31 protein-coding genes are annotated in these 22,332 nt (G+C 64.3%); 14 read left to right on the forward strand and 17 right to left on the reverse strand.

Annotation, left to right across the window (positions count from 1 at the left end; all coding sequences use genetic code 11):
• Nucleotides 1-40: 40 nt before the first annotated feature.
• Both CH268_RS03200 and CH268_RS03205 read right to left on the reverse strand, forming a co-directional pair.
• The gene (locus tag CH268_RS03200; RefSeq protein WP_255182275.1) at nt 41-715 is read right to left on the reverse strand and encodes a DUF1109 domain-containing protein; all 675 of its coding nucleotides are present in this window, start codon (nt 713-715) and stop codon (nt 41-43) included.
• Between the two features lie 18 nt (nt 716-733).
• Nucleotides 734-1,105, reverse strand: coding sequence for a VOC family protein (locus CH268_RS03205; protein ID WP_032367695.1), 372 nt, complete (start codon nt 1,103-1,105; stop codon nt 734-736).
• A 62-nt stretch (nt 1,106-1,167) separates the two neighbouring features.
• Here CH268_RS03205 and CH268_RS03210 point away from each other — a divergent pair, with 62 nt between their 5' ends.
• Nucleotides 1,168-1,602 carry a MarR family winged helix-turn-helix transcriptional regulator gene (locus CH268_RS03210; protein ID WP_094662359.1) on the forward strand — a complete coding sequence of 145 codons (435 nt, stop codon included), beginning with the start codon at nt 1,168-1,170 and terminating at the stop codon, nt 1,600-1,602.
• Between the two features lie 16 nt (nt 1,603-1,618).
• Here CH268_RS03210 and CH268_RS03215 read toward each other — a convergent pair whose 3' ends face one another.
• Nucleotides 1,619-2,341 (reverse strand): pirin family protein, encoded by a 723-nt coding sequence (locus CH268_RS03215; RefSeq protein ID WP_094662357.1) that lies wholly within the window; start codon nt 2,339-2,341, stop codon nt 1,619-1,621.
• Entirely contained in the window at nt 2,338-2,790 is a 453-nt protein-coding gene (locus CH268_RS03220; RefSeq protein WP_094662355.1) for a MarR family winged helix-turn-helix transcriptional regulator, read from the reverse strand. The genes CH268_RS03215 and CH268_RS03220 overlap by 4 nt, the downstream gene beginning before the upstream one ends.
• Nucleotides 2,791-2,875: 85 nt before the next feature.
• Here CH268_RS03220 and CH268_RS03225 point away from each other — a divergent pair, with 85 nt between their 5' ends.
• A complete protein-coding gene (locus tag CH268_RS03225; protein ID WP_094662353.1) occupies nt 2,876-3,400 on the forward strand; it encodes a VOC family protein in 525 nt (174 codons plus the stop codon).
• Between the two features lie 33 nt (nt 3,401-3,433).
• A complete protein-coding gene (locus tag CH268_RS03230; protein WP_094662351.1) occupies nt 3,434-4,216 on the forward strand; it encodes a pirin family protein in 783 nt (260 codons plus the stop codon).
• On the opposite strand, the gene CH268_RS03235 is transcribed toward CH268_RS03230, so the two are convergent.
• Both CH268_RS03235 and CH268_RS03240 read right to left on the reverse strand, forming a co-directional pair.
• Nucleotides 4,213-5,778 (reverse strand): Na+/H+ antiporter, encoded by a 1,566-nt coding sequence (locus CH268_RS03235; RefSeq protein ID WP_045841719.1) that lies wholly within the window; start codon nt 5,776-5,778, stop codon nt 4,213-4,215. The genes CH268_RS03230 and CH268_RS03235 overlap by 4 nt on opposite strands.
• A gap of 32 nt (nt 5,779-5,810) precedes the next feature.
• Nucleotides 5,811-6,614 carry an SDR family oxidoreductase gene (locus CH268_RS03240; RefSeq protein ID WP_027495114.1) on the reverse strand — a complete coding sequence of 268 codons (804 nt, stop codon included), beginning with the start codon at nt 6,612-6,614 and terminating at the stop codon, nt 5,811-5,813.
• 35 nt (nt 6,615-6,649) lie between these two features.
• Between CH268_RS03240 and CH268_RS03245 the strand changes: the two genes are divergently transcribed.
• A complete protein-coding gene (locus tag CH268_RS03245) occupies nt 6,650-7,450 on the forward strand; it encodes an ABC transporter ATP-binding protein (protein ID WP_094662349.1) in 801 nt (266 codons plus the stop codon).
• Entirely contained in the window at nt 7,447-9,030 is a 1,584-nt protein-coding gene (locus CH268_RS03250) for an ABC transporter permease (RefSeq protein WP_094662347.1), read from the forward strand. The genes CH268_RS03245 and CH268_RS03250 overlap by 4 nt, the downstream gene beginning before the upstream one ends.
• Here CH268_RS03250 and CH268_RS03255 read toward each other — a convergent pair.
• Both CH268_RS03255 and CH268_RS03260 read right to left on the reverse strand, forming a co-directional pair.
• A complete protein-coding gene (locus CH268_RS03255) occupies nt 9,022-9,582 on the reverse strand; it encodes a sugar O-acetyltransferase (protein WP_032367702.1) in 561 nt (186 codons plus the stop codon). The two genes, CH268_RS03250 and CH268_RS03255, sit on opposite strands and share 9 nt — an antisense overlap.
• A gap of 10 nt (nt 9,583-9,592) precedes the next feature.
• Nucleotides 9,593-10,099: a GNAT family N-acetyltransferase gene (locus CH268_RS03260; protein WP_094662345.1), complete on the reverse strand. Its 507-nt coding sequence runs from the start codon at nt 10,097-10,099 to the stop codon at nt 9,593-9,595.
• A gap of 17 nt (nt 10,100-10,116) precedes the next feature.
• On the opposite strand from CH268_RS03260, the gene CH268_RS03265 reads away from it, so the two are divergent.
• Genes CH268_RS03265 through CH268_RS03275 form a run of 3 tightly spaced genes read left to right on the forward strand, consistent with a single transcriptional unit; the run spans nt 10,117 to nt 12,375 of the window.
• Nucleotides 10,117-11,082: a D-2-hydroxyacid dehydrogenase gene (locus tag CH268_RS03265; protein WP_141215076.1), complete on the forward strand. Its 966-nt coding sequence runs from the start codon at nt 10,117-10,119 to the stop codon at nt 11,080-11,082.
• Between the two features lie 54 nt (nt 11,083-11,136).
• On the forward strand, nt 11,137-11,586 hold the full coding sequence (locus tag CH268_RS03270) for an SRPBCC family protein (RefSeq protein WP_094662341.1): 450 nt from the start codon (nt 11,137-11,139) through the stop codon (nt 11,584-11,586).
• A 27-nt stretch (nt 11,587-11,613) separates the two neighbouring features.
• A complete protein-coding gene (locus CH268_RS03275) occupies nt 11,614-12,375 on the forward strand; it encodes a class I SAM-dependent methyltransferase (protein WP_176457829.1) in 762 nt (253 codons plus the stop codon).
• Here the strand turns inward: CH268_RS03275 and lppU are convergent.
• On the reverse strand, nt 12,372-12,971 hold the full coding sequence (lppU, locus tag CH268_RS03280; protein WP_032367706.1) for an LppU family putative lipoprotein: 600 nt from the start codon (nt 12,969-12,971) through the stop codon (nt 12,372-12,374). The genes CH268_RS03275 and lppU overlap by 4 nt on opposite strands.
• Before the next feature lie 106 nt (nt 12,972-13,077).
• Complete coding sequence (locus tag CH268_RS03285; RefSeq protein ID WP_094662337.1) at nt 13,078-14,307, reverse strand: molybdopterin-dependent oxidoreductase; 1,230 nt, start codon at nt 14,305-14,307, stop codon at nt 13,078-13,080.
• A 236-nt stretch (nt 14,308-14,543) separates the two neighbouring features.
• On the opposite strand from CH268_RS03285, the gene CH268_RS03290 reads away from it, so the two are divergent.
• Genes CH268_RS03290 through CH268_RS03300 form a run of 3 tightly spaced genes read left to right on the forward strand, consistent with a single transcriptional unit; the run spans nt 14,544 to nt 18,145 of the window.
• A complete protein-coding gene (locus CH268_RS03290; RefSeq protein WP_176457828.1) occupies nt 14,544-15,791 on the forward strand; it encodes an HNH endonuclease signature motif containing protein in 1,248 nt (415 codons plus the stop codon).
• A 60-nt stretch (nt 15,792-15,851) separates the two neighbouring features.
• Nucleotides 15,852-17,150 (forward strand): lipase family protein, encoded by a 1,299-nt coding sequence (locus CH268_RS03295; RefSeq protein WP_027495123.1) that lies wholly within the window; start codon nt 15,852-15,854, stop codon nt 17,148-17,150.
• Between the two features lie 14 nt (nt 17,151-17,164).
• Complete coding sequence (locus CH268_RS03300) at nt 17,165-18,145, forward strand: endonuclease/exonuclease/phosphatase family protein (RefSeq protein WP_094662333.1); 981 nt, start codon at nt 17,165-17,167, stop codon at nt 18,143-18,145.
• Here CH268_RS03300 and CH268_RS03305 read toward each other — a convergent pair.
• Genes CH268_RS03305 through CH268_RS03335 form a run of 7 tightly spaced genes read right to left on the reverse strand, consistent with a single transcriptional unit; the run spans nt 18,138 to nt 20,994 of the window.
• Nucleotides 18,138-18,737 carry a hypothetical protein gene (locus CH268_RS03305; protein ID WP_094662331.1) on the reverse strand — a complete coding sequence of 200 codons (600 nt, stop codon included), beginning with the start codon at nt 18,735-18,737 and terminating at the stop codon, nt 18,138-18,140. The two genes, CH268_RS03300 and CH268_RS03305, sit on opposite strands and share 8 nt — an antisense overlap.
• 13 nt (nt 18,738-18,750) lie before the next feature.
• Nucleotides 18,751-19,293: a DUF6286 domain-containing protein gene (locus CH268_RS03310; protein WP_052053617.1), complete on the reverse strand. Its 543-nt coding sequence runs from the start codon at nt 19,291-19,293 to the stop codon at nt 18,751-18,753.
• Nucleotides 19,290-19,703: an Asp23/Gls24 family envelope stress response protein gene (locus tag CH268_RS03315; RefSeq protein ID WP_032370065.1), complete on the reverse strand. Its 414-nt coding sequence runs from the start codon at nt 19,701-19,703 to the stop codon at nt 19,290-19,292. Before CH268_RS03315 ends, CH268_RS03310 begins: the two co-directional genes overlap by 4 nt.
• A complete protein-coding gene (locus CH268_RS03320; protein WP_027495126.1) occupies nt 19,696-19,875 on the reverse strand; it encodes a hypothetical protein in 180 nt (59 codons plus the stop codon). Before CH268_RS03320 ends, CH268_RS03315 begins: the two co-directional genes overlap by 8 nt.
• Before the next feature lie 39 nt (nt 19,876-19,914).
• Nucleotides 19,915-20,199, reverse strand: coding sequence for a hypothetical protein (locus CH268_RS03325; RefSeq protein WP_176457821.1), 285 nt, complete (start codon nt 20,197-20,199; stop codon nt 19,915-19,917).
• Between the two features lie 19 nt (nt 20,200-20,218).
• Nucleotides 20,219-20,509: an Asp23/Gls24 family envelope stress response protein gene (locus CH268_RS03330; RefSeq protein WP_027495127.1), complete on the reverse strand. Its 291-nt coding sequence runs from the start codon at nt 20,507-20,509 to the stop codon at nt 20,219-20,221.
• Complete coding sequence (locus CH268_RS03335; RefSeq protein ID WP_027495128.1) at nt 20,506-20,994, reverse strand: Asp23/Gls24 family envelope stress response protein; 489 nt, start codon at nt 20,992-20,994, stop codon at nt 20,506-20,508. Before CH268_RS03335 ends, CH268_RS03330 begins: the two co-directional genes overlap by 4 nt.
• Nucleotides 20,995-21,114: 120 nt before the next feature.
• On the opposite strand from CH268_RS03335, the gene CH268_RS03340 reads away from it, so the two are divergent.
• The 3 genes from CH268_RS03340 (at nt 21,115) to CH268_RS03350 (ending at nt 22,325) form a co-directional block, all read left to right on the forward strand.
• Complete coding sequence (locus tag CH268_RS03340) at nt 21,115-21,672, forward strand: RNA polymerase sigma factor (RefSeq protein ID WP_094662327.1); 558 nt, start codon at nt 21,115-21,117, stop codon at nt 21,670-21,672.
• Nucleotides 21,657-22,115 (forward strand): hypothetical protein, encoded by a 459-nt coding sequence (locus CH268_RS03345; protein ID WP_032385180.1) that lies wholly within the window; start codon nt 21,657-21,659, stop codon nt 22,113-22,115. The genes CH268_RS03340 and CH268_RS03345 overlap by 16 nt, the downstream gene beginning before the upstream one ends.
• A 126-nt stretch (nt 22,116-22,241) precedes the next feature.
• Complete coding sequence (locus CH268_RS03350) at nt 22,242-22,325, forward strand: potassium-transporting ATPase subunit F (RefSeq protein ID WP_072691966.1); 84 nt, start codon at nt 22,242-22,244, stop codon at nt 22,323-22,325.
• Nucleotides 22,326-22,332: the final 7 nt, after the last annotated feature.

Genomic DNA, 22,332 nt, shown 5'->3' on the forward strand with positions numbered 1-22,332 from the left:
CGACGAGCCAGCTCGAGGACCCGTCGCTCGGAGACAGAAATCAGTCCCGCCAGATGGCCGAGAATTCGTACCAGGGACCGTCCAGGTGGGTGGCGGTGAAGTCGTCGAATCCCGCGGGCGGCCCACCTGGCGCGTAGGCCCAGCCGGAGGAGCTCATGAGGGAGAAGCCGCCGTCTTCGGTGAAGTAGACCTCGCCGCCAGATGTGGCGCGTGCCGAGCTGATGTCGAACGGGCCGATCTCGATGTGTTCGCGGCTACTCGACGGCTGTGCACTCAATTCTCGCGCAACGGCCTCGAATTCGTCGCGATGGTCCAGCATATTGTCCGGTGGCAGCAGTACCAGCACAGCCGCTGCCAAGCCCACCACCACCGGAGCCGGCGCTATCCACCACGACCATCTTCGATCCTGGCCGACGACGTGGAGGGTGCGAATTGCCCAGATGAGCCCGACGATCAGCAGCACCAGGATCGATGACGCGCCGGCGAGGAGCGGATCGAACCAGGCGAACTGTCCGTAGGGCGAGGGCCACCAGTTCCTGGACACGCATACCCACGTGACGGCGGCGATCGTGGTGAACGCCAGCAGGATCGGCCCGGGCGGTTTCGCGGCTTTTCGAGGTGCGTTCGCCGACTCGATGAGGCGGTTCTTCAGGCGCTCGATGATGGTCGTGTTCCCTACGCGTCGGAGGTGGCATCCGCGCTCAGGGTCCCACATTTGTCGATGACTTCGGGGCTAACTGCTGTGCACGGTGACGGCGTATCCGTCGGGGTCACGTAGGACGAAGGTCTTTCCGAAGGGGCCGTCGAAGGGGGCGGTCACGATCGTCACGCCGGCGGCGACGAGATTTTCGTGGAGCGCTTCGGCATCGTCGCACACCAGCCAGAGGGCAACTCCGAGTCCCGGCTGACCACTGTCGAGATCCGTTTCGGGAGCGGGGTTTCGGACGGCGAACGGTATCGGTGAGGTGGTGAACACCACTGCGCCGGGTGGTGCCTGGGGTGCGCGGACGAGGCCCAGCTGCGATTCGTAGAAGTCTGCACTGACGGCGAGGTCGCGTACTTGGAGGGAGAGGAAGCTCGGTCCGGAAACGGTTGCAACGGTCATGTCGTGTCCTTTCGGTAGTTCGTCAAGTTCTTGACGAACTGAATGTATGTCAAGATGTTGACATGAGTCAAGTGGATGTCGACACCTCGATCGGTTACGCCCTCAAGCGGGCCACGTCCGCCCTGCGTTCGGCGATGGACGAGTGCCTACGCGATCTCGATATCACCGTCTCGCAGTACTCGAGCCTCGAACTCCTCGCGCACAAACCGGGACTGTCCAACGCCGAACTCGCGCGCGCGGTATTCGTCAGCAGGCAGGCAACCCATCAACTGCTGGCCGGGCTCACGCGCGGCGGCCTGGTGGAGATCGAGGGGGTAGGTCGAGACCAGCGTCTGTACGTGACAACCCTGGGCAGGGAGCGCCTGCGGCAAGCGTCGGCCGCTGTCGCCGCGGTGGAAAATGCCATGATTGCGTCGCTGTCCAAGAGTGAGCGAGAAGTGTTGCACCGCAGCCTTGTTACGTGTGCTGAGGCTGTGGACGGGCGCGAGCAGTCGTAACCTCAGTGGTTCTCGGTCAGGCGAAGCCGGCGTGCATTTCCCAGATCAAGATCTCGCTCGCCGTCGATGCTGTCACACGGTGACCTCCGGTGGCGGTGAGTCGTACCGCGTCACCCTGGGCAACGTCTCCGACGGTCTCGAACACTGCGGAACCGTCGGCGACGAAGACGTGACCGTACGGCGCGTCAGGGACGGTGACGGACTCCCCCGGTGCGAGTCGGGCGGCATGCAGCGTCGCGTAGCGGTTGCCGATCCAAACGCCGCCCCGACCCGGCATGCCGGACGCCACCGGAACCAGCTCGCCGCTCGCCAGCTGGTCCTGCACGTCCAGCTCTTCGTACGAGGGGTCGGTTCCATCGGTGTCGGATGGGATCCACATCTGCACCACGCGCAGCTTTTCTCGGCTGGACCGGCTCGACGCATTGGTCTCGGTGTGCCGAATTCCGGTTCCGGCACTCATGCGTTGAACGAGGCCGGGGTAGATCAGCCCCGAATTACCCTCGGAGTCAGTATGTTTCAGCGTCCCTTCCAACACCCACGTGACGATCTCCATGTTCTCGTGCTGATGGGAGTCGAACCCTTCGCCGGGAAACACCGTGTCCTCGTTGTGCACCATCAGTAGCCCGTGCGCATTGGCCGCCAGGTCGTAATTGCCGGTGGCGGGAAACGACTGCTTGGAATCGAGCCATTCGTTCCACCAGTGATGGCGTTGCGCACCGGGTATGTGAGTCACCGTCACGATGCGTGATTCCGCATTGCCGTGAAAGTTCGCGTCAGAGCCGCGAGATCGTTCGGGTCAACCAGGTCGAACATTTTCTCTCGTACTGCTTCGACGTGTCCCGGGCTGGCGGCGGCGAGGGTGTTCATGCCCGCTTCGGTGAGTTCGGCGGACATTCCGCGCTTGTCGTCGTCGCATTTGACGCGTGTGACCCAGCCGTTGTCGACGAGTCGGCTGATGGCTCTGGTGACGCCGCTACGAGTCGTGGTGACGGCGTCGGCGAGTTCGCTCATTCGTCGGCGATGGTCGGGTGCCTCGGACAGTACGACCAGCAGCTCGAAATCGGTGAAGGAGATCCCGGAGTCGCGTGTGAGTTGATTGTCGAGGTCGCGAAGCAGCAGCCGCGTCGCATCGAGGTATGCGCGCCAGGCCTGCTGTTCGTCGGCACCGAGCCACCGTGGTGAGTCCATGCCTCCATGCTAGTTGACAACGCAACTAACCGGTGTACTGTTCTCGGTAGTTGACGAAGCAACTACCTGACCGGAGGCCGAAGCGATGACTGAAACCAACGAACTGACTGCAGACGAGACACGCCGCGCGCAGGAGCACGCCGAGCAGCGGGACCGCATCCGTCAGCAGTACATGAAGCCTGCAGGTGAGCGTCCGGCATCGTCTGCCCGCGGACTTCATCACACGGCTTTGGTCAGCGGCGATGTCGAGGCGACCGTGCGGTTCTATCAAGACCTGCTCGAGTTCCCTCTGACCGAGCTCATCGAGAACCGTGACTACCCGGGTTCGTCGCACTTCTTCTTCGACATCGGCAACAGCAACCTGCTGGCCTTCTTCGACTTCCCCGGACTCGACGTCGGCCCGTACGCGGAGGTGCTGGGCGGTCTGCACCACGTGGCCATCAGTGTCGAGCCCACCCGCTGGGAGCACCTGCGCACCAAGCTGATCGACGCGGGAATCGAATTGATCGAGCACAGCGAGGTCTCGCTCTACTTCCGCGACCCCGACGGTGCACGGCTCGAACTGATCGCCGACCCACTCGGTGAAATGTACGGCTCGCACGTTCTCTGAGAACCCACCTACTTCGAGATTCGAGGCAATGACATGACCTCTGCAGCAACCACACTCGACCTCCGCCGCGCCGACGACCGATTCAAGACCAAGATCGGCTGGCTGGACTCCAAGCATTCCTTCTCGTTCGGCAACCACTTCGATCGCAGTAACACCCACCACGGCGTCCTCATGGTCAACAACGACGACATCGTCACCCCGGGAATGGGATTCGATACCCACCCGCACCGCGACATGGAGATCATCACCTGGGTTCTGCAGGGATCGCTGGTGCACCAGGATTCGATGGGCCACTCCGGAGTCATCTACCCCGGCCTCGCGCAACGCATGAGTGCGGGCACCGGAATTCTCCACTCGGAGAAGAACGATTCGTGGCGACTCGGCGATACTGCCGGCTCGTACTCGGGCAAGCACGGCGATCCTGTTCGCTTCGTCCAGATGTGGGTCGTGCCCGACGAGCAGGGCATCACCCCGGGCTACGAACAGCTCGAGATCGACAACGAATTGCTCAGCGGCGGTCTGGTTCCCGTCGCATCCGGCATGCCCGACCATGCCGATCACGCCGCCATTCGCATCAAGAACAAGTACGCCGCCATGCACGTGGCGCGCCTACAGCCCGGGCAGGCTCCGGTGGAGATTCCCGATGCACCGTTCGTGCACATCTTCGTGGCCGAGGGTGAGGCGATGCTCGAGGGAGTCGGACCCCTCGCGCAGGGTGACGCCGTGCGCGTCAGCGGAGGCGGCGGTCAGAAACTGAGCAGTGCCAGTGGTGCCGAAGTGATCGTCTGGGAGATGCACGCCGCGATCGCCGGTTAATCGGTCTCTCGGTGTGGGCGGAACGAATGCTCCTCGTGGTCGAGTTCGTGTTCGAGGCTGCGCATGCTGTTGTCCGGTAGCCGGCCGGCATCGCGCCAGCAGAGCAACTCTTCTCGCTCCACATCGAGGATTCGGCGGCGCGTACTCATCGCGGCAATCTGTTCCGGTGAGATGACCGCGTCGCCGACGTCCGTCTCGTCGAGATGATCGAGTCGACGGTGGTAGCGGTCGATGCGATGCTCGAGCTCGCTCCGCAGGATCTCCCGGCCCTCGTCGTCGAGGTTCTCTTCGTCGGCGATGCGATCGAGCTGTGACAGTGCAGCTTTGGCCGATCCCTCACGTGCTTCGTTTCGCAGACGCGCCTCTGCGGCGGGGTCCGCGACGACGTTCAGCTTGCGGACCAGTGGAGCGAACGTGAGGCCCTGTCCAAGGACCGTCACCAGCACGACGAGAAATGCGCAGAACAGCAACAGGTCTCGGCTCTCGAACGGCTCGCCCGAGTCGATCGTCAAAGGGAGCGTGAACACCGCGGCGACGGTGATGACGCCGCGGGTGCCGGCCCAGCTCATCACCACCGCCTCGCGTGGGGACAGCCCGGTCGTGAGCAACCACAGCGGACGCAGTAGGAGCACGCCGGCCAGAGTGACCGTGACCGCGAGAGCGATGGTCGTTCCCGAGTAGGCCGAGAGGCCGCCGACCACGGTGGGCAGTTGCTCACCGATGAGCAGAAATACGAAGCCCTCGAGCAGCAGATCTATCAGTCGCCACACGGCGCTGGTCTGCAGTCGGCTGGCCCCGGAGATGGCGTGGCGGGTGTGGTGCCCGATCACCAGAGCCGCGACGACCACGGCGAGAACACCCGAGGCGTGAACTTCCTCTGCCGCCAGGTACGCCACGAACGGCGTCGCCAGCGACACGATGTTGAGCAGCAGCGAATCGTGAACGTAGCGCTGTACGAGGCGAATCAGCAGGGCGACGACCAATCCGACGACGATTCCGCCGGCCGCCGCCAACACGAACAACCCACCCGCGTGGACGAAGGTCATGTCCTGACTGGATATCGCGGCGATCGCAACGGTCAGCATCGTCAGCGCCGTCGCGTCGTTCAGCAGTCCCTCACCTTCGATGAGGGTGACGAGTTTCGGAGGGATACCGGCGCGACGACCCACCGCAAGGGCGGCGACCGGGTCCGGCGGCGCAACAGCGGCACCGAGCGCCATACCGGCGGCCAGGGTGATGCCCGGAACGAGCAACCACATGCCGACGCCCACGAGGGCAGCCGTGGCCACCACGAGGGCGACCGACAGACTCAGGATCGTCCAGACGTTGCGGCGGATCGCGATCAACGAGGAGTTCAGCGCAGCGCTGTAGAGCAACGGCGGGATCACCAGGGTCAGCACGACTTCGGGGTCGAGAACGATGTCGGGCAACGCCGACGCCGAGACGGCCAGGCCGGCCAAGGTCAACAACGCTGCCGCGGGCAGCGCCGTCTTCTTCGAGATCACCTGCGCGGCGACGATCAGACCCGTCGCCGCCAGGACCAGGCCCAGAGTTTCTATCACCCGGCTGTATTCCACCAGGTCAGGGGTTCAAACTATCTCTTCAACCCGAACATCTTCGCAATCGTCTTCTCCATGAATGTCGCCGGCAGCAACCGTCGCGCCAGAAACACGACCGGTGCGTTGCTTCCTCTGGCGTACAAGGGTTTCGGCTTGTCGGCCTCGATGGCCTTCAGTACTACTTCGGCGACGTCCTCGGCGGAGATTCCGGTTCCCTCCTTTCGATCCAATGACGAGATCGCTGTGTGGAAGTCGTCTCGGTGGACCGAATCCGCGGCGATGTACTTGGTGCGTCGTTCGCTGATTCCGGTGTTGATCGATCCAGGCTCCACGGTGGTCATCCACACGCCGAACGGAGAGAGTTCCAGTCGCGCGGCGTCGGAGAAGCCCTTGATGGCTGCTTTCGTCGACGCGTACGAGGAGCGGTAGGCGAGCGGAAAGCTCGCAAGCATCGACCCGACCATGACGATGCGGCCGTACCCGCGCTCACGCATGCCGGGAATGACGTTCTGCGACAGCGTCACTGCGCCGAACACGTTCAATTGGAACAATCGCTCGATGGCGTCGGTCGGCAGTTCCTCGAAGGGCCCGGACTGGCTCTCTCCGGCATTGTTGACCAGAACATCGACGGCGCCGAGTTCGGTCACGAATGCGGTGATCGACGCGGAATCGGTGAGATCGAGAGCGCGATACTCGACGCCTGCTGCCCGTTGATCGGAGGTCATCGAATCCGGATTCCGAGAAGTGCCGATAACTCGGTAGCCGCGGGCGACCAGCGCCGACGCGACGGCCCTTCCGATGCCCGACGAAGCTCCGGTGACCACTGCGGTGCGATTCATGCCCAGATGGTACCGGTGCAGTCGGTTCGTAGCGCATGACGAAAACGCCCATACCGGTTAGTCTGTTACCCGTGCAAACGAATCCTCCCGCTTTGCTGCTCGAGCACATGTGCATGGCCTTCGGCCCGAAGATTGCGGTCGACGACCTGTCGTTGATGGTTCCGCCCGGGTCGATGTTCGGGTTGGTCGGCCCCAACGGTGCTGGTAAGACGACATGTCTGTCCACGGCGGTCGGGCTGCTCAGACCGCAGTACGGCCGAAGCCTCGTTTTCGGGCGTGACGTCTGGGCCGATCCGATCGCGGCGAAGGAGCTGCTCGGCGTGCTACCCGACGGACTGACATTGCCTTCCCAGTTCACCGGCCACGAGCTCCTGACCTACATCGGTCGACTGCGCGCGATGCCGGAGGACGTCATCGCGCAACGTCGCGACGAGCTACTGAACGCGTTGGGTCTCGCCGATGCAGGCGGAACCGTCATCGCCGACTATTCCGCCGGAATGACCAAGAAGATCGGACTGGCGTCGGCGCTGTTGCACGGGCCTCGCCTCTTGGTGTTGGACGAGCCCTTCGAAGCCGTCGATCCCATCTCGTCCACGACGATCCGCAACATCCTGATTCAGTTCGTTCGCTCCGGTGGCTCGGTGATTCTGTCCAGTCACGTCATGGCCCTCGTGGAACGGCTGTGCTCCCACGTCGGTGTCATCACCGGTGGTCGAGTCGTGGCGGCGGGAACGGTCGACGACGTCCGCGCCGGTGGCACCCTCGACGACGCCTTCGTGCGCCTCGTCGGATCCCGAGACCAGAACCCGGACGGCTTGTCCTGGATGCGCTCGTGAAGTCGGTCGGTCGCACCGTCCTGCAGATGCGAATCACGCTCTACCGCAGGCAGTTCAAGGGCGGACAAGCAGTGGTCAAGACCGTGTTCGGGTTGCTGGGGCTGGCCCTCGCGGTTCTCGCATGCGTGATGGCGGCCCGAACCGGCGCGTCGCAGGTACTGGTGGGCGGCACCGCAAGCCTCGGACTGACCCTGACGGGTCTGAGTTGGGTGCTCTTCCCGGTGCTGTCGGGTATCTCCGACGACAACATCCAGCCCCGCCACTTCCAATTGCTGTCCGTCGATCCTGCGCGACTGGCCCGTGCACTGCTGACCACGTCGGTGATCGGCATGGTGGTTCCGCTGACGGTCGTCGCGACGGCGTCCATTCCGATCTACGCTCTGTCGCGGTCGGTTGCCGCAGTGCCTCTGGCGCTCGTGGCCTGGCCCGCGACGGTGGTGTTCTTCGTGACGCTGTCGCGGGTGGTGACGCTGGCCATGTCGCAACTACTCAAGAGTCGCCGCAGCCGCGAATTCGCGTTGCTGGCGTTCGGCGCTGTCTTCGGAGGCCTGTACTTCCTGCAGTTCCCCATCACGCAGAATCTCGATCGTGTGCTGTCGGGTGAGGTGACGTGGCCGCTCACACTGGCCCATTCGATTCCCTTCGGCTGGGGCATCACCGGCGTCGATGCTGTGCTGGAGGGCAAGTGGCTGTTGGCGATCGGCGCGGTGGTGGGATTGCTGCTGCTGGACGTCGCACTGGTGTGGGCCTGGCAGCGACTGGTTCTACGCCACTTCGAGGGGCGGGTCTCGACGTCGTCGGGATCGACCCGTAAGCAGACGGCAGAGAAGGGCCGCGACGGTGCAACAGGGTGGCGGGCAACGCGCGTCGGCGCGGTAGTGACGCGAGAGCTGTCTCTGTGGCGCGGTGACATGCGTCGTCGGAGTCAGCTGCTGTCGGTGCTGATTTTCGCAGTGCTGGCCGGCATCGGCCCGCTGGTGACCGACTCGATTCCGTTCAGCGCAGCCTGGGGTGCGTGGATCGCGATCTTCATGGCGATGGGTGCGGGATCGAATTCGTACGGTCTCGACGGTGGTTCGATGTGGCACCTGGTGATGATTCCGCAGGCTCTCCCCGACGACATCCGTGGTCGGCAGATCGCCTGGTTGCTGGTCGCGACCCCCTTCGCGATCGTGCCGGTCGTGGTGGTTCGAGTGTTCGGCGATCTCGGGCTCGACCGATGGGAGATCCCTGTCGCCGTGACGATCTCGATGCTCGGAGTCGGCGCCGGTCTGACCGCCGTGAACTCCGTACGCGGTGCCTACCCGGTGCCCGAAGCTACGAAGTCGTTCTCGATGAACACACGGGGGTCGTTCACCGGAAATGCATTCGTCTTCCTCATCCTCGGGATAGTGGTCCTGGCCGTGTCGGTCGTGCCCGCACTGCTTCTCGCAGTGCTCCTTCCGGGAGCGTGGGCGTATCTGTCGATCCCGGTGGCCGTAGCGATCGGCTGGCTGGGGATGTGGTGGGGCGCGCGAATGGCAGTCGGCACGCTGGTTCGTGACTCCGACAGAATCCTGAACTCGGTGATCTCACGGTAATGCGCGGATCGCCCGACACGGGTTGCCTGCAGCGAACGTATGCGGCGGTACATCGCGAGTGACGACACTTCCGGCTCCGATCACCGAGTTCTCTCCGATCGTGACTCCGGGACAGACGATGACGCCTCCGCCGAGCCAGACATTGTCTCCGATAGTGATGGGAAGGGCGCTCTCCCAACGAGATCGACGAGCGTCATGGTCTTCCATGGGATGCAGCGCAGTCAGTAGTTGCGCACGTGGACCGATCGAGACATCGTTCCCGATCGTGATCGGAGCACAGTCCAACAGGATTGCGTCGTAGTTCAGAAAGCTGTTGGACCCGATGGAAATGTATGTGCCGTAGTCGCATTGGAAGCGCGGCATGATCCACGAGTCCGCTCCGATGGAACCGAGTAGTTCGCCGAGCAGTTCACGTCTTTCTGCGTCCTGGTCTGCCTCGGTTGCGTTGAATCTGTCGAGCAGCTTTCCACACGACACCCGAGACGCCACCAGGTCGGGATCACTGTCTCGGTAGAGTTCGCCGCGCAACATCCGATCTCGGTTCTCGCTCATGGGGGACACGCTACAAGCAGGTCGTCTTCTCGAACAGCGCCACACTGAACCACGAACTGCCACCGTCGAAGTCGCGACGGCCGACGTACTGGAAACCCTGCCGGACGTAGTAGTTGCGTAGATCAGTGTTGGTCTCGGCGCAGTCAAGCCGTAGCAGCCCTCGCCCTTCCTGTCGGGTCCGCTGCGACGCCCACCGGAGCAACGACGTCCCCAGCCCCGTACCGGCTTCGCTTCTGTCGATCACGAGTCCGTGGACGTAGCCGGCGAGCACATCGGGCTCGGGCCAGATGCTCGGATCGGCCCAGATCAGTCGTAGGGCTCCGACAATCGGGCCACCGGGGTGTCGTCGGGCAACGTGGAACTCCCCTGCCTCTATCTGGGCCGCGACAGTCGACAGCGGTACCTCGCGCGGTGCCCACTGAGCGATTCGCCGGGCGGCCAACCAGTCCTCGGCGGCGTGCCGGAGGTCGAGTATCGTTGCTGCGTCGGCGGCAGACGCGAGTTCTACGGTGAGCACCCTGCCATCGTACGGAGGTGACGAGTCCTTTGGTGAACGTGCTTGTGGTCGAGAGTGATTCGGACCGAAAGGCCTTCCCGTCGATCGGCGGAGTCCACTTCCGCAGTTGCACGATCCCCGAACTCGTCGATGCGGTGTCGTGGGCGGAGGTTCTACTGTTTCGCACGTTCGAGGCAGTCGACCTGCAGGATGTGTGGCCGCACGCCGACAAGCTTCGCTGGATTCACGTGTCGAGCGCCGGGGTCGATCGGGTGCTGGATCCGGTGCTGCGGGACAGTCCGTGGGTGCTGACCAACTCCGGCGGCATTCTCGACCGTGCGATCGCCGAATACGTCGCTGCGGGCGTTCTGGCGTCGATGAAGAAGCTGCCCGAAGCGCTTCGGCGGCAACGCGAACGGGTCTGGGAGCATCGCCTCACCAGTGGAATCCACGATAGAAGGGTGCTGGTCGTCGGTCCGGGTTCGATCGGCCGCGCCATCGGTCGCGTTCTCGGGGCACTCGGCATGCGTGTCGACGCGGCCGGCACATCCGAGCGGCCGGGAGATGCGGAGTTCGAGAGAATTCGTTCGGTGGACGAGTTACCCTCCTACGCAGGTGAATACGACGTGGTGGTGCTGTCCGCGCCGCTGACCGAGAAGACTCGCGGGCTCGTGAATGCAGAGGTGCTCGGGGCGATGCGTCACGACGCGGGTCTGGTCAACATCGCCCGTGGTCCCGTTGTCGACGAACAGGCCTTGTGTGAGGCGTTGGATTCCGGGGCGATCGGATGGGCTGTGTTGGATGTCTTCGAGGTCGAGCCACTCCCGGCGTCGAGTCCGCTGTGGGAGCTCGACAACGTGATTCTGACGGCGCATCTGGCCGGTGACGCCGACGACTTCGCCGATCGGCTGTGGACGCTGTTCGAGGACAATCTCGATAGGTACCGGCGGAACGAGTCCCTGGTCAATGTGGTGGACAAGCAGGCGGGCTACGTCCGCCGGTAGAAGCCGACGTCAATCTATGTGTAACACGCCGTCGCGTGTATTAGTGTCGGTGGAATGAGTGAGATAAACCATTCGGCGGTCGCGTCGACACCCCGCGATGCGGCTTTCGCCTACCTCGACGACTATCGAAACGTCCCGCGGTGGATGTTCGGGATCACGCGGTTCGAGCCGAGGAGTGAGACCACCTCCGGTCTCGGGGCGACGTACGACGCAACCATGCAGATCGGCCCCAAGTCGTTGAATTCGATCGTTCGCGTCACCGAATGGGTCGAGAACGAGCGACTCACGCTCGAATCGGTCGAAGGCCTGTCCAACTCCTCGACCTGGTCTTTCACGGACCTGGATGAGGGCCGGACCCGTCTCGACGTCATCTTCCGCTACAGCTTGCCCGGGGGCATCGCCGGTAAAGTCCTCGGGGCCGTCGTGGAGCCCGTCGTCGGGCAGGCGATTCGGCACACCGAGTCCACATTGCGGTCGCAACTGGAATCGGCCGAACATCGGTAGTCCCGAATAATCGGTACTCTGGCTAACGTGACGGACGAGCCGGAACGACCCCGCGGATTGAGCTTCGGCAGAGTCGCCGAGGAGTACGACCGGGCTCGCCCTGGATACCCGGCGGCGCTGTACACGGATGTTCTTGCCGGCGGTGCGACCCGCGTGTTGGAAGCGGGAGCCGGCACCGGAAAAGCCACCGTCGCGTTGGCCGAACGTGGCGCTTCGGTGGTTGCGGTCGAGCCGGATTCGGGTATGGCCGAGGTGATCCGACGCCGCACCGAGAACATGGACGTCGATGTTCGGGTCTCCCGGTTCGAGGACTTCGTCTGCGCGCCGTCATCGTTCGATGTCGTCGTGGCTGCTCAAGCGTGGCACTGGGTCGACCCCGATCGAGGAGCCGCGGTGGCGGCTCGTGCGTTGGTCCCCGGGGGATCACTTCGGTTGTGGTGGAACATGCCCGGTCAGCTCGACGGCCCGGTGTGGGAGTCGGTACGCGCTGCGTACATCGCCACCGAGCCGGACGCCGCACCGCTGTTGGCGCACTCCCTCGGCGTGCAATCCGAGACCGCGGTACCCCGCGCGGCCGGCTTCGGCCCCTGGTCCACGTCGACGTACGAGTGGGTTCAGCGTTACTCCGCGGACGAATTCTGCGCGATGGCCGCGACATATTCGAGTCACCTGATTCTCACCGACACACGTCGGCAGGAAGTGCTCCGAGCGGTTCATGGGGCTATCGACAGCCACGGCCACCTGGATTATCAGTACGTCACGCAGATGATGACGGCGACTCGAGGCTAGGCCACCGTCGTGGTGCAGACGACGAATTGCCGTGCTTCGTAGGCGAATCCGCCTTCGGGGCAGTCGTTGGGGTCCGCGGTACCGGTCTTGATCTCGGTGACCTTCTCGACGCTCGTCGCGCTGGGGTCTGCGCAATCGACGCGGGCGGGCTCGTCCATTCCGGTACTCGGCACGCTCATGCAGCCGTCGATCACCCAGTCGACGTCGAGGCACAGTGCGCCCTGCTCGACACCGTTCAGAGTCTCGTAGTACGTCTGATTGACGTCGGTGGGGCACTGCTCGTTCTCTGCGGCTTTGGCGATGACCTTGTAGTTGGACTCCATGCTGCCGCATTCGGCGTTGTCGATTTCGGCGGCCGTCATCGTGCCACCGAGCTTGACGCACTGGCCGATCTCGACGTCGATGTCGGTGGAGCCACCGGCGTCGATGCCTTCCTGGCCGGACACGTTGTCGGTGGTAGTGGGGGCTGCGGAGCTGCTGGAGGCGGTGGTGTCTGCGGCAACGGCGGTGCCGGCGTCGGACGACGAACAGCCCGCGGCGAGCATCAGCGTGAGGGCTGCACCCGCGGCGAGAAGGCCTCGAGATAGTGCGTGCATCGTGGCATGACCTTTTGGACTCGTCCAGGCGAAGGAGCATTCCTTCGTCGGCAGCCCCGCGGGCCACCGATGAAAGATTCTCGACCATCCGGGCGGTTTTGCAAAGTCACGAACGGAACACGATGCGCGCCACCCACTTGGTGTTGTGCACACCGGGAAGCGCGGGAACGATGACACGTGCCGGGTAGCCGTGATCGAGCGAGATATCGACGCCGTTGACTTTCAATGCCAACAGTGAATCGGGATGGAGCGCTTGAATACCCTGCAGCACAGCACGACCGAATGGGCCACCCTGTTCTATCGAGATGACTTCCGCGGACCTGGGTGCGGGTACACCTGCCAATGCTGCGAGTTCGGCCAACGGAACGCCCGTCCAACTCTGCGTGGTCGACCATCCTTCGACACAGGCGATGGGAAGTTCGGCGGTGTGCTGAGTCATCGACAGCAGCCTGCCGCGGGAGAGAACCACCGGTTCCATGTTCTCCGAAGTACTTTCGACGGACAGTGTCCAGTCTGCGCCCGTCTGTTCTTCGGTGACCCCGGCCGCCTCGGCAGTGCGATTGATCTGAAAGTCGTTGGGCCCGTCGCCGTACGACCGTCCCCGCGGAAGGAGAATTGCTGCCTTGCGTAGGACGCCGCCGACGGTCTGCCCCACCGTCAACACGGCCACGAAACCCATTCCGGCGGCGACCAATCCGATCGCACCGCGTCGGCTCATGGTCTGGTGTGGCCGGCTCGGCGCTTCGTTGCGGGCGCGCAAGACGTCCATCAACGATTCCGATCGAAGGGTCCGCCACATCAGCGGCACCTTGAGGCCGAGGTGCACCAGGAATCCGGCGATGAACACCCAGGCACCGAAGTAGTGAGCGGCGTAGAAGTCGAAGCCGAACACGTAGTCGTATTGGATGTTCAGCACGCCGGTCACGATCTCGAACAGCAGGCCTCCGACGAGTGCCAGCAGCGACAGTCGTTCGAGTGCATGTGCCGGCGACCGCACCGGCGGCAGTTCGACGAGCTTGGGCATCACCGACCAGAGCTTGGCGATGACGAGCGGGACGATGATCAGGCCCAGCCCGACGTGCACGCCCTGCGTCAGCTGGTACAGCCAGGCTGGGTTCGTCGGCCAGTCGAAGAACGGTAAGCGCAACCACCCGACGGCACCTGGTTTGGCCTGGCCGAACTGCGGCCCGTACGCGCTGTAGGACAGTAGGCCCGTCAGAATCACGATCGGCAGCGCAACGAGCAGCACCGCGCCGAACACCGACGTCAACCACGTGCTGCGCAGCGGACTGCGAAAGCGCGCGAGCGGGTTGGGTGCGTCGGCCATGTATGGCATTCGCTGCCCGACCCGTCCCGGATGTGTGGAGGCGAGTTCCCCTTCCTGTTCCGAACCGCTCATGGCCACACCCACTTTCCGTCGGATCCAGCATCTGCTGCTCAGTATCGGGCCCGTGGGCGAGAAAGCAACCCCGACGACGTCCCCGCGGGGACGGGTGCGTCGGTTTCTCGCCGTTCTTGTCGGTGCCTCGTCGTACTGTTCGTCGAACATACATTCGACGAGTGGGGGCATTCATGGTCGAGATTGCAGACATCGAGACGGAGATATGCGCGCTGGCGGGCCAGATCGCGGCTGCATCTGCGCAGTATCTGATCCTGGTCGGTGAGTTCGATGCTCGACGTGGGTGGGCCGCGTGGGAGACGAGGTCCTGTGCGCACTGGTTGTCCTGGCGCGCGGGAGTCGATCTGCACACTGCCCGTGAGCAGGTACGGGTGGCCAAGGCGATGCGAGAGCTGCCCCTGATCACCTCTGCGTACCTGAGCGGCACGGTGTCGTACTCGAAGGTGCGCGCGATGACCCGTGTCGCTACTGCCGACAACGAAGCGTCACTGTTGCAGAAGGCGCTCGATGCACCCGCCGCGCACATCGAACGTCTCTGCCGTGGTCTGAAGAAGGCGATGAGGCCGACCAGGGGCAACGGTGTCGACCTCGATCCGTGTGTGGGACGGTGGCGCTGGGACGACGAGGACGGCTCGCTCGTGGTGACGGCGCGCTTTCGGCCCGAGGACGGCAAGCGATTTCTGGCCGCCGTGACCAGGGCCGAGTACGAGCGCACTCGCACGGAGGTGGAATCCGAGGGTGACCGGTCGGCCCCGGCACCGCCGAACCCCGCCCCTGCGCTCGTCGCAATGGCGGAGATGGTGTGTGACGCCATCGATTCGCCGGTCGTCTCACCTGCCGCGGAAGTGTTGGTACACCTCGGAGACAGCAGCGAAGCAGGGTGCGATCATGCTCATTTCGACGACGGACCTGGTCTGGACGACGAAACTCTCGCCCAGGTGTTGTGTTCGTCGGTCATGCGAGTCGTCGGTCACGGCCGGCTGGGAAAAACTGTGCGGTGGAGTACCACGGCCAAAGCTCCGAGTCGAACCCAGTTGCGTCAGTTGATCATTCGCGATCGATGCTGCTCGGTGCCCGGGTGCGGGCGCACCCGGTTTCTGCATGCTCACCACGTCACCTACCGCTCGCGGGGAGGTGCGACGTCGCTCGACAACCTGGTTCTCCTGTGCGGCGAACACCATCGAGCACTGCACGACGGCTACTTCCTCATCGAATCCCTCGGCAACCAACGATTCACGTTCCGGCACCCATCGGGAGCAAAGATGGTTCATGCGCCGGCGCTGTCCGGAGACGCGGAGGTCCTCCGGCGGCAATATCAGCACATCGAACCCGACGCCATTGTCCCGAACTGGGGCGGGGAAGGCCTCGACCTGAGCTACGCGACCGACGTTCTGATCACCAACTGGCAGCAGGCTGCATGAAAAGGGGCCGTTCAGGGCAAGTTAGTGTGACGAAGAGACTCGGACAAGAAGCGGTGGGATATGAGCGTCGACAGATCGATGGCGGACGAACAGTCCTGGCCGGTGGAACAATGGCCGAGCTGTGAGGATGCGACCAGGCCGGAGAACGACCCGTTCTACGCCGCGCCCGAGGGCTACGAAACGGCTCTACCGGGGACGATTCTCAAGGTGAGGCCGGTCGAGGTCGCGATGTTCGGCCACGTGCGACAGCGAGTCGACGCATGGCAGCTGCTCTACCGAACCGCCGATCTGGGCGGTATACCGCAGGCCAGTGTGACGACGGTGCTGCGACCGCAGAATGGCGAACCGGTGTTGCTCTCGTACCAGTGCGCCATCGACGGCGTCGCGTCCTCGTGTTTTCCGTCCTACGCGCTTCGACGCGGCTCGAAGGCCCTCGGCGCAGTTCCCCAGTTCGAGTTTCTGCTGGTTCTGCATGCCCTGCGCCGCGGATGGACCATCTCGATCCCCGACCACGAGGGACCGGACGGACATTGGGGGTCGCCGCAGGAACCAGGATTCTGCACACTCGACGCGATCCGCGCGGCGCTGTCGTTCGAGTCGTTGGAACTGCACGAGAGCACACCCGTCGCATTGTGGGGATATTCGGGCGGCGGGCTCGCGACGTCGTGGGCCGCGGAGATGGCCCCCGAATACGCACCGGAGCTCGAGCTCGTCGGTGCCGCCCTCGGCTCCCCCGTCGGCGATCCGGGTTCTGCGTTCACCAGGCTCAACGCGACGCTGCACGCGGCTCTGCCGACGCTTGTTGTCGCGGGACTGCGACGCACCTACCCCGATCTCGATCGCGTGGTGCGTCAGTACGTCAGCGAGGACGGAATGCGCATTCTCGATTCCGTCGAATCGATGACGACGGTTCGCGCCGTCAGGCGGCTGGCTCGGCACGATCTCGACAACTACATCGACATTCCGCTTGCCGACCTGCTCGCCCTACCCGAGATCGTGCAGGTGTTCCAGGACATCCAGCCCGGTCGCACTGCGCCGTCGGTGCCGCTGCTGGTCGTGCAGGCCGTGCACGACCAGATCATTGCCGTCGACGACGTCGACGGCCAGGTCGATCGGTATCTCGAAGCCGGCGCACACGTGACCTACCTGCGAGATCGGCTGAGCGAGCACCTGTCGCTGCATCCGCTCAGTGCGCCCCTGACCCTCGACTGGCTGGCCGATCGCTTTGCCGGCCTTCCTGTTGCCGAACCGGCGACCAGAACGGTGTGGTCGACGGCGTTCTCGTTCGCGGCTGTACGGGGCTTGATGTCTCTGACCTGGACAACCGTCCGAGCATTGACCGTCGGCGTCAGGGCGTAGCTACTCTCGGTGCGATGCAGCGAACCTGGGTACGGATTCTCACCGGAACGATCGCGACGCTGGGCATCGTCACCGGACTCGTCGCGATGGGGGCGTACTACACCGACACCCGCATCAACGTTCTGATCGCGCTGGCATCGTTCGTTCCCCTGATGCTCGTCGCCGTCGTGGTCGGTGCCGTCGTCGCGCTGATCGGTAGGCAATGGATTCTGGCGGCGGTGTCCGCGGTCGTGTTGGCAGCAGCCGCAGTGGCGTACGCACCTCTGTACGTGGCCGACGCGGCATCCCAGGACGAGGCGAGCGGCGATGCCGTCCGGCTGCGGGTGATGCAGGCCAACCTGATGGTGGGCAGCGCCGATCCGTCGGTGGTCGTCGGATCGGCACGCGACAACGCCGTCGACGTCGTGACGATCCAAGAGCTGACCGATGCGTCGGTGCTCGGGCTACGGGATGCCGGCATGGAGCAACTCTTTCCGTACAGCTACCTGCGAGCGTTGCCGACGGGTGGCGGAGGTGCCGGAATCTACAGTCGCACACCGCTGTCCGACAACCGCGAACTCGCCGGCTACGGGCCGGTGAACCTGGCCACCTCCGTCGACGTTCCCGGATCGGAGCCAGTGACGCTGCTGGCCGTCCATCCCGGCCCCGCATACGTCACCCCGGCCGATATCTGGACCGCCGAGTTGGACACGCTCCGTAGCGATCTCGAGGCGGTGTCTGCGAGCGGTCCCGTCATCGTCAGCGGTGATTTCAACACCACGTATTCGCACAAGAAGTTCAGGAATCTACTCGATGCCGGATATTCCGACGCTGCAGCACAATTGGGGATGGGGCTGATACCGACCTATCCCACGGACAAAGGCACTCCGGCCGTCGTCGGCATCGACCACATTCTCACCAATTCCGGGCACGCCCGATCACTGGAAAGAATCGACCTCCCGGGATCGGACCACCACGGTCTGATCGGGGAGATCGAGTTCGCCGGAGTCAGCTGACGCGCGCCGACTGCTTGCGAGACTTGCCGCACTGCAACAGAATTCGCACCTTGGCTGGAGTTCCGTCGAGTGAGGTCACGATGTCGTCACGGGTCCGTGCTGCGGCGTCGGAGACCTGCTCGAGGGTCGTTACGGCTGGGTCGAGCGTCGCGACGATCTCGACCACGCGCTGTCCCCTGTCCGAGACAGAGCGACCGGAGGCCGAGACGATTCCATCGTGACCTGCCAGCGACTTGGCTGCACTACGGGCGGCGGTGCCGAGGTCGACGCTGAGCCTGCCGTCGACCTGCTCTCCGTCCACGTTCGTGACCTCGGCCGACGTGGATCCGAAGGCCACGGTCCCGACCGATCGGCGCGGCAGGTGCGCGAGCAACCACCACAGACCCAGCAGGATCAGCACGACAGCGGCTACGCCGAGAGCCCAGGGCCACCAACCGGCGTCGACGGCGGTGTCGACGAACGCGGCGTCCAGCCGCTCGCGGCCGGGAAGCTCGCCGCGTTCCCACGCGATGGCTCCGCCGCCGAGAGCGATCAGAGCCAGCCCGACGACGGCTGTGCCGGTGCGGTCGAGCGATGCGGTTGCACGTTTCACAGCTGCTGTCCTTTCATGAGGCCTGTCCTGTCGTTCGCACTCGGGTGCGCACCTTGGGTGCCGACGCGAGTGGGCGGAGGGCGTCGTCCACGGACGTCACGACCGCGGATTTGAGAGCCGAGGTGTCGGTACCGGCCACGGTGGATACGGCGACGGTGACCTTCTTGTTGCCCGCCTTGGCGGACGCGGTGTCGACGCCGACACTGTCCAGGGCGGCAGATCGCGCGACGGCAGCGACGTCGCCCTTACGAAGCCAGACGCCCTGCTCGGTGAGAGCACGGTGGGTGCGACGACGTGGGCGAATTGCCACGAACACGAGAACGAATCCGATGACGACGGCGGCGATACCTGCGGGCAGCATCCACTGCTGAGCGGTGAGCCCGTCGAGGTTCGACGCGGCCGGGCCGACCCACTCGGAGCCGTCGAGAGCGCCCAGCTTCAGCAGCGCCTCGCGGCCGAGTACGACTCCTGCGGCGATGAGAACGAGAGCGAACAGGACGGCCGGAACAGCTGCGGTGGGGTTGGCCACCGGCTTCTTGCTTGCTTGCTCTGTCACTGCACTCTCCCTTCTTCGCTGGTGGGCTCGGCCGGTATGCATTCGACCGTCACGTCGACTCGGTCGACGGTGTAGATACCGAGTTCGGACAGGTCTCTGGCCACGGCGGCGCGAACGTTCGCAGCCACTTTCGCCAACGGCGAGGGCCAGGTGACTCCGACGGAGACCTTCGCTCGCACGCGCTCGCCGGTGATCGTCACATCGGCCTTCGGCAGATCACGCCCACCGAGGAGGTGCAGTCCGGGCTGGCGGTCGGTGACGGAGTCGGTGCCGCGGGCCGCCAGAACGGCCAGGCGTTCGACTGCCTTGTGCTTGATCTCCAGGGAACCGCGATCGCCGGGGTCCGCGAGTGACCCCGGGGTTGCTGCCGGTGTCCCGGGGGTCGTGGGGGCTGCTGCTGTGTCAGTCACGACCGCGACCACGCATGATCGAGTTCAGATCCAGTTCACCGTCGATGTAGCGGCCGACGAAGAAACCGAGTCCGCCGAGGACGATGGCGATGAGGAAGCCGGTGAAGCCGCCGGCTGCTGCGGCGATGGCCAGCAGAAGTCCCACGAACAAACCGATGGTTGCAGTGGTCATGGTCTTGATCTCCAGTCAGAGTGTTCGGATGTCGAGGGTTCAGATGTCGAAGTAGTTGCGTCGAGTGACGCGTTTGCGGAGCCGGGCGATGCGTTTCGGCAGTGTGCGCAGTGGCGTCGGTACCGAGGACGAACGGAACGCTGTCGGTGCGCTGGCAGTGTTGATCGGAGTCGACGGAAGTACGGCGAACCGGCGGTCGACTTCCGCGAGCTCTGCCATGTACCGGGCGGGATCACCACCGATGTCGGGGTGGTGTTCTCGGGCCACAGCGCGCCGGGCCGCCTTGTACTCGGCGGCCCGGTCGTGCGCTGAATGCTCGTTCACCTGGTCAGACTCGCACAATTCAGACCCGCACGACATCCTCGACTGTGACGTGCACGGGCCCGTCTACCATTGCCGCGACGGTGCTACGCACTGCCTCGGCGGTCTCCCGTACGGCGTAGCCGAACTGGAGAGTGACGTGTACCTCGGTGCCGTCGTCTGCGATCCGGATGCCGGCGACGCGGCGTCCGGGTAGGTAGGTCGCAGCCTCGCCGAACATGCCGCCGTGCAGCCCGACGACACCGTCGATCGCCTGTACGGCGTCGGCGATGTCCTCGGACTTGTCACGGTCCGTCGGGTTCGGGTCGGTCACTGCACTCGGGTGGAGGCGGTCTCGGTGGTCTCCTCTTCGTCCGAGCCGTCGTCCAGGTAGATGTCGTGAACGACGATGTTGACCTCGGTGACCTCGAGGCCCGTCATGCGCTCGACGGCGTTGATGACGTTGCGACGAATGCCTGCTGCGAGGTCTGCGATCGAGACGCCGTAATCGGCGACGATGTCGATGTCGACCGCTGCCTGACGCTCGCCGACCTCGACCGAGACGCCCTGCGACTGGTTGACGCGGGCGCCCGGGATACGCTCGCGCAGGGCACCGATCGCGCGGCTCGCTCCGCCGCCGACGGCATGTACGCCCTGGACCTCACGGGTGGCGATGCCGGCGATCTTCGAGACGACGGTATCGGCAATGGTGGTGCGGCCCTGCGAGCTGACGAGCACGGAATCCGACTTCGTGGTGATGTCGGTCTTGCCTTCGCCTGCTGCGGATACGGTTGCCTTGGTGTCCGTCGTGGAGCTCATGACTGCCTCTCTTCGCTGAGTAGTGGTGCACAGTGTGTGTCAGGAGTTGGTCGTAGCTCGATCACCGAAACGCACGTACAAATAAAGTGACCTACGTCATAGATTACGTCTGGGGGCCCGATGGAGTGGAGAGATGCGTCGGACCGCGTACTCGTCGGCGCAGCCGCGCTCGGCGAGACGGATGCGTTCGAGGAGATCGTGGGCCGATACGGACCGGAGATGTTTCGGTACGCCCGAAACATGCTGTCCGATCAGGGTGCAGCAGAGGAGGTGGTGCAGGACGCGTTCGTCGCAGCGTGGAAGGGGCTCGACAACTTCCGTGGCGATTCGGCTCTGCGCACCTGGCTGTTCTCGTTGGTCTCGCACAAAGTGATAGATCATCGCCGGCGTCGCAGCGTTCCTCCTGCGGAAGACTGGGTATTCGAGCGCAAGAGCACGGGCGCGGGAAGTGATCCAGAGGCGGACGTCGAAGCAGACAGCTTCATGGCCGAATTGGGTTTGGCACTGGCGGAGTTGCCCTATCGGCAACGGGCCTGCTGGTTGCTTCGGGAGGTCGAGGGCCTGACCCATCCGGAGATCGGCGCGATCATGACGTTGTCCGCAGGAGCAGTACGAGGTCAATTGACCAGAGCACGAGCAACATTGAGCGAAAGGTTGGCGTCATGGCGAACCCGGTAGAACCGAATGCGGTTCTCGCGCGTGCTGCCACCGAGCTTCGGGAGGCACCGCAGGAACCGAACTGGGTGGACATCAGCTCGTCCATCCTTGCGAAAGTGCGCAATACGACGCGCCGCACCTGGCCGATCGACAGCGTCTTCCCGGCGGGTTCAGCGGCCGATCCACGGGACTCACTGCGGATCAGCGATCACATCGTCAAGACGACGTTGCGCCGTGCTCTCGCGGGCGTACACGGTGCACAGCCCACCGAGATCGACCTCGATCTCGAGGATCACGCCTGCACAGGTCTGTTCGTCGCGGTGATCGGCGTGTACGGCGACGATCTGCAGGCGGCAGGCGAAGAACTGGCATCGATCGCCATCGACGTGGTTGCGGACCTGCTCGGCGTCACCCTCGGCAGGGATGCGGTCGAAATCCGCGTCGACGACATCGAGGAGCGCTAGCGGATCGCGATTGCCCGAGGAGCGCTAGCGTGGCCAGCGTAAAAACTCCGTCATGACCGCAGGTCGTGAGCGTAGGAAAGCGTAAGGAACGCGTTTTCGTTCGCTGGTGGGATCCAAGATCGAGCAATGACCGAATTGCTCTGTCTCACGGTGGCCGCGTTCGTCGCGGTCTACCTGTTCGTCGCTCTCCTCGATCCGGAGAGGTTCTGACGGCGCC

The organism is Rhodococcus sp. 06-1460-1B (assembly GCF_002258475.1).
GTDB lineage: Bacteria > Actinomycetota > Actinomycetes > Mycobacteriales > Mycobacteriaceae > Rhodococcoides > Rhodococcoides fascians.

What these genes read in the sequence shown, in the direction of transcription:
- CH268_RS03200 (WP_255182275.1), bottom strand. Translation starts at nt 715, where the DNA reads ATGTGGGACCCTGAGCGCGGATGCCACCTCCGACGCGTAGGGAACACG.
- CH268_RS03205 (WP_032367695.1), bottom strand. Translation starts at nt 1,105, where the DNA reads ATGACCGTTGCAACCGTTTCCGGACCGAGCTTCCTCTCCCTCCAAGTA.
- CH268_RS03210 (WP_094662359.1), top strand. Translation starts at nt 1,168, where the DNA reads ATGAGTCAAGTGGATGTCGACACCTCGATCGGTTACGCCCTCAAGCGG.
- CH268_RS03220 (WP_094662355.1), bottom strand. Translation starts at nt 2,790, where the DNA reads ATGGACTCACCACGGTGGCTCGGTGCCGACGAACAGCAGGCCTGGCGC.
- CH268_RS03225 (WP_094662353.1), top strand. Translation starts at nt 2,876, where the DNA reads ATGACTGAAACCAACGAACTGACTGCAGACGAGACACGCCGCGCGCAG.
- CH268_RS03230 (WP_094662351.1), top strand. Translation starts at nt 3,434, where the DNA reads ATGACCTCTGCAGCAACCACACTCGACCTCCGCCGCGCCGACGACCGA.
- CH268_RS03240 (WP_027495114.1), bottom strand. Translation starts at nt 6,614, where the DNA reads ATGAATCGCACCGCAGTGGTCACCGGAGCTTCGTCGGGCATCGGAAGG.
- CH268_RS03245 (WP_094662349.1), top strand. Translation starts at nt 6,650, where the DNA reads ATGACGAAAACGCCCATACCGGTTAGTCTGTTACCCGTGCAAACGAAT.
- CH268_RS03255 (WP_032367702.1), bottom strand. Translation starts at nt 9,582, where the DNA reads ATGAGCGAGAACCGAGATCGGATGTTGCGCGGCGAACTCTACCGAGAC.
- CH268_RS03270 (WP_094662341.1), top strand. Translation starts at nt 11,137, where the DNA reads ATGAGTGAGATAAACCATTCGGCGGTCGCGTCGACACCCCGCGATGCG.
- lppU (WP_032367706.1), bottom strand. Translation starts at nt 12,971, where the DNA reads ATGCACGCACTATCTCGAGGCCTTCTCGCCGCGGGTGCAGCCCTCACG.
- CH268_RS03285 (WP_094662337.1), bottom strand. Translation starts at nt 14,307, where the DNA reads ATGCCATACATGGCCGACGCACCCAACCCGCTCGCGCGCTTTCGCAGT.
- CH268_RS03290 (WP_176457828.1), top strand. Translation starts at nt 14,544, where the DNA reads ATGGTCGAGATTGCAGACATCGAGACGGAGATATGCGCGCTGGCGGGC.
- CH268_RS03295 (WP_027495123.1), top strand. Translation starts at nt 15,852, where the DNA reads ATGAGCGTCGACAGATCGATGGCGGACGAACAGTCCTGGCCGGTGGAA.
- CH268_RS03300 (WP_094662333.1), top strand. Translation starts at nt 17,165, where the DNA reads ATGCAGCGAACCTGGGTACGGATTCTCACCGGAACGATCGCGACGCTG.
- CH268_RS03320 (WP_027495126.1), bottom strand. Translation starts at nt 19,875, where the DNA reads ATGACCACTGCAACCATCGGTTTGTTCGTGGGACTTCTGCTGGCCATC.
- CH268_RS03335 (WP_027495128.1), bottom strand. Translation starts at nt 20,994, where the DNA reads ATGAGCTCCACGACGGACACCAAGGCAACCGTATCCGCAGCAGGCGAA.
- CH268_RS03340 (WP_094662327.1), top strand. Translation starts at nt 21,115, where the DNA reads ATGGAGTGGAGAGATGCGTCGGACCGCGTACTCGTCGGCGCAGCCGCG.
- CH268_RS03345 (WP_032385180.1), top strand. Translation starts at nt 21,657, where the DNA reads ATGGCGAACCCGGTAGAACCGAATGCGGTTCTCGCGCGTGCTGCCACC.
- CH268_RS03350 (WP_072691966.1), top strand. Translation starts at nt 22,242, where the DNA reads ATGACCGAATTGCTCTGTCTCACGGTGGCCGCGTTCGTCGCGGTCTAC.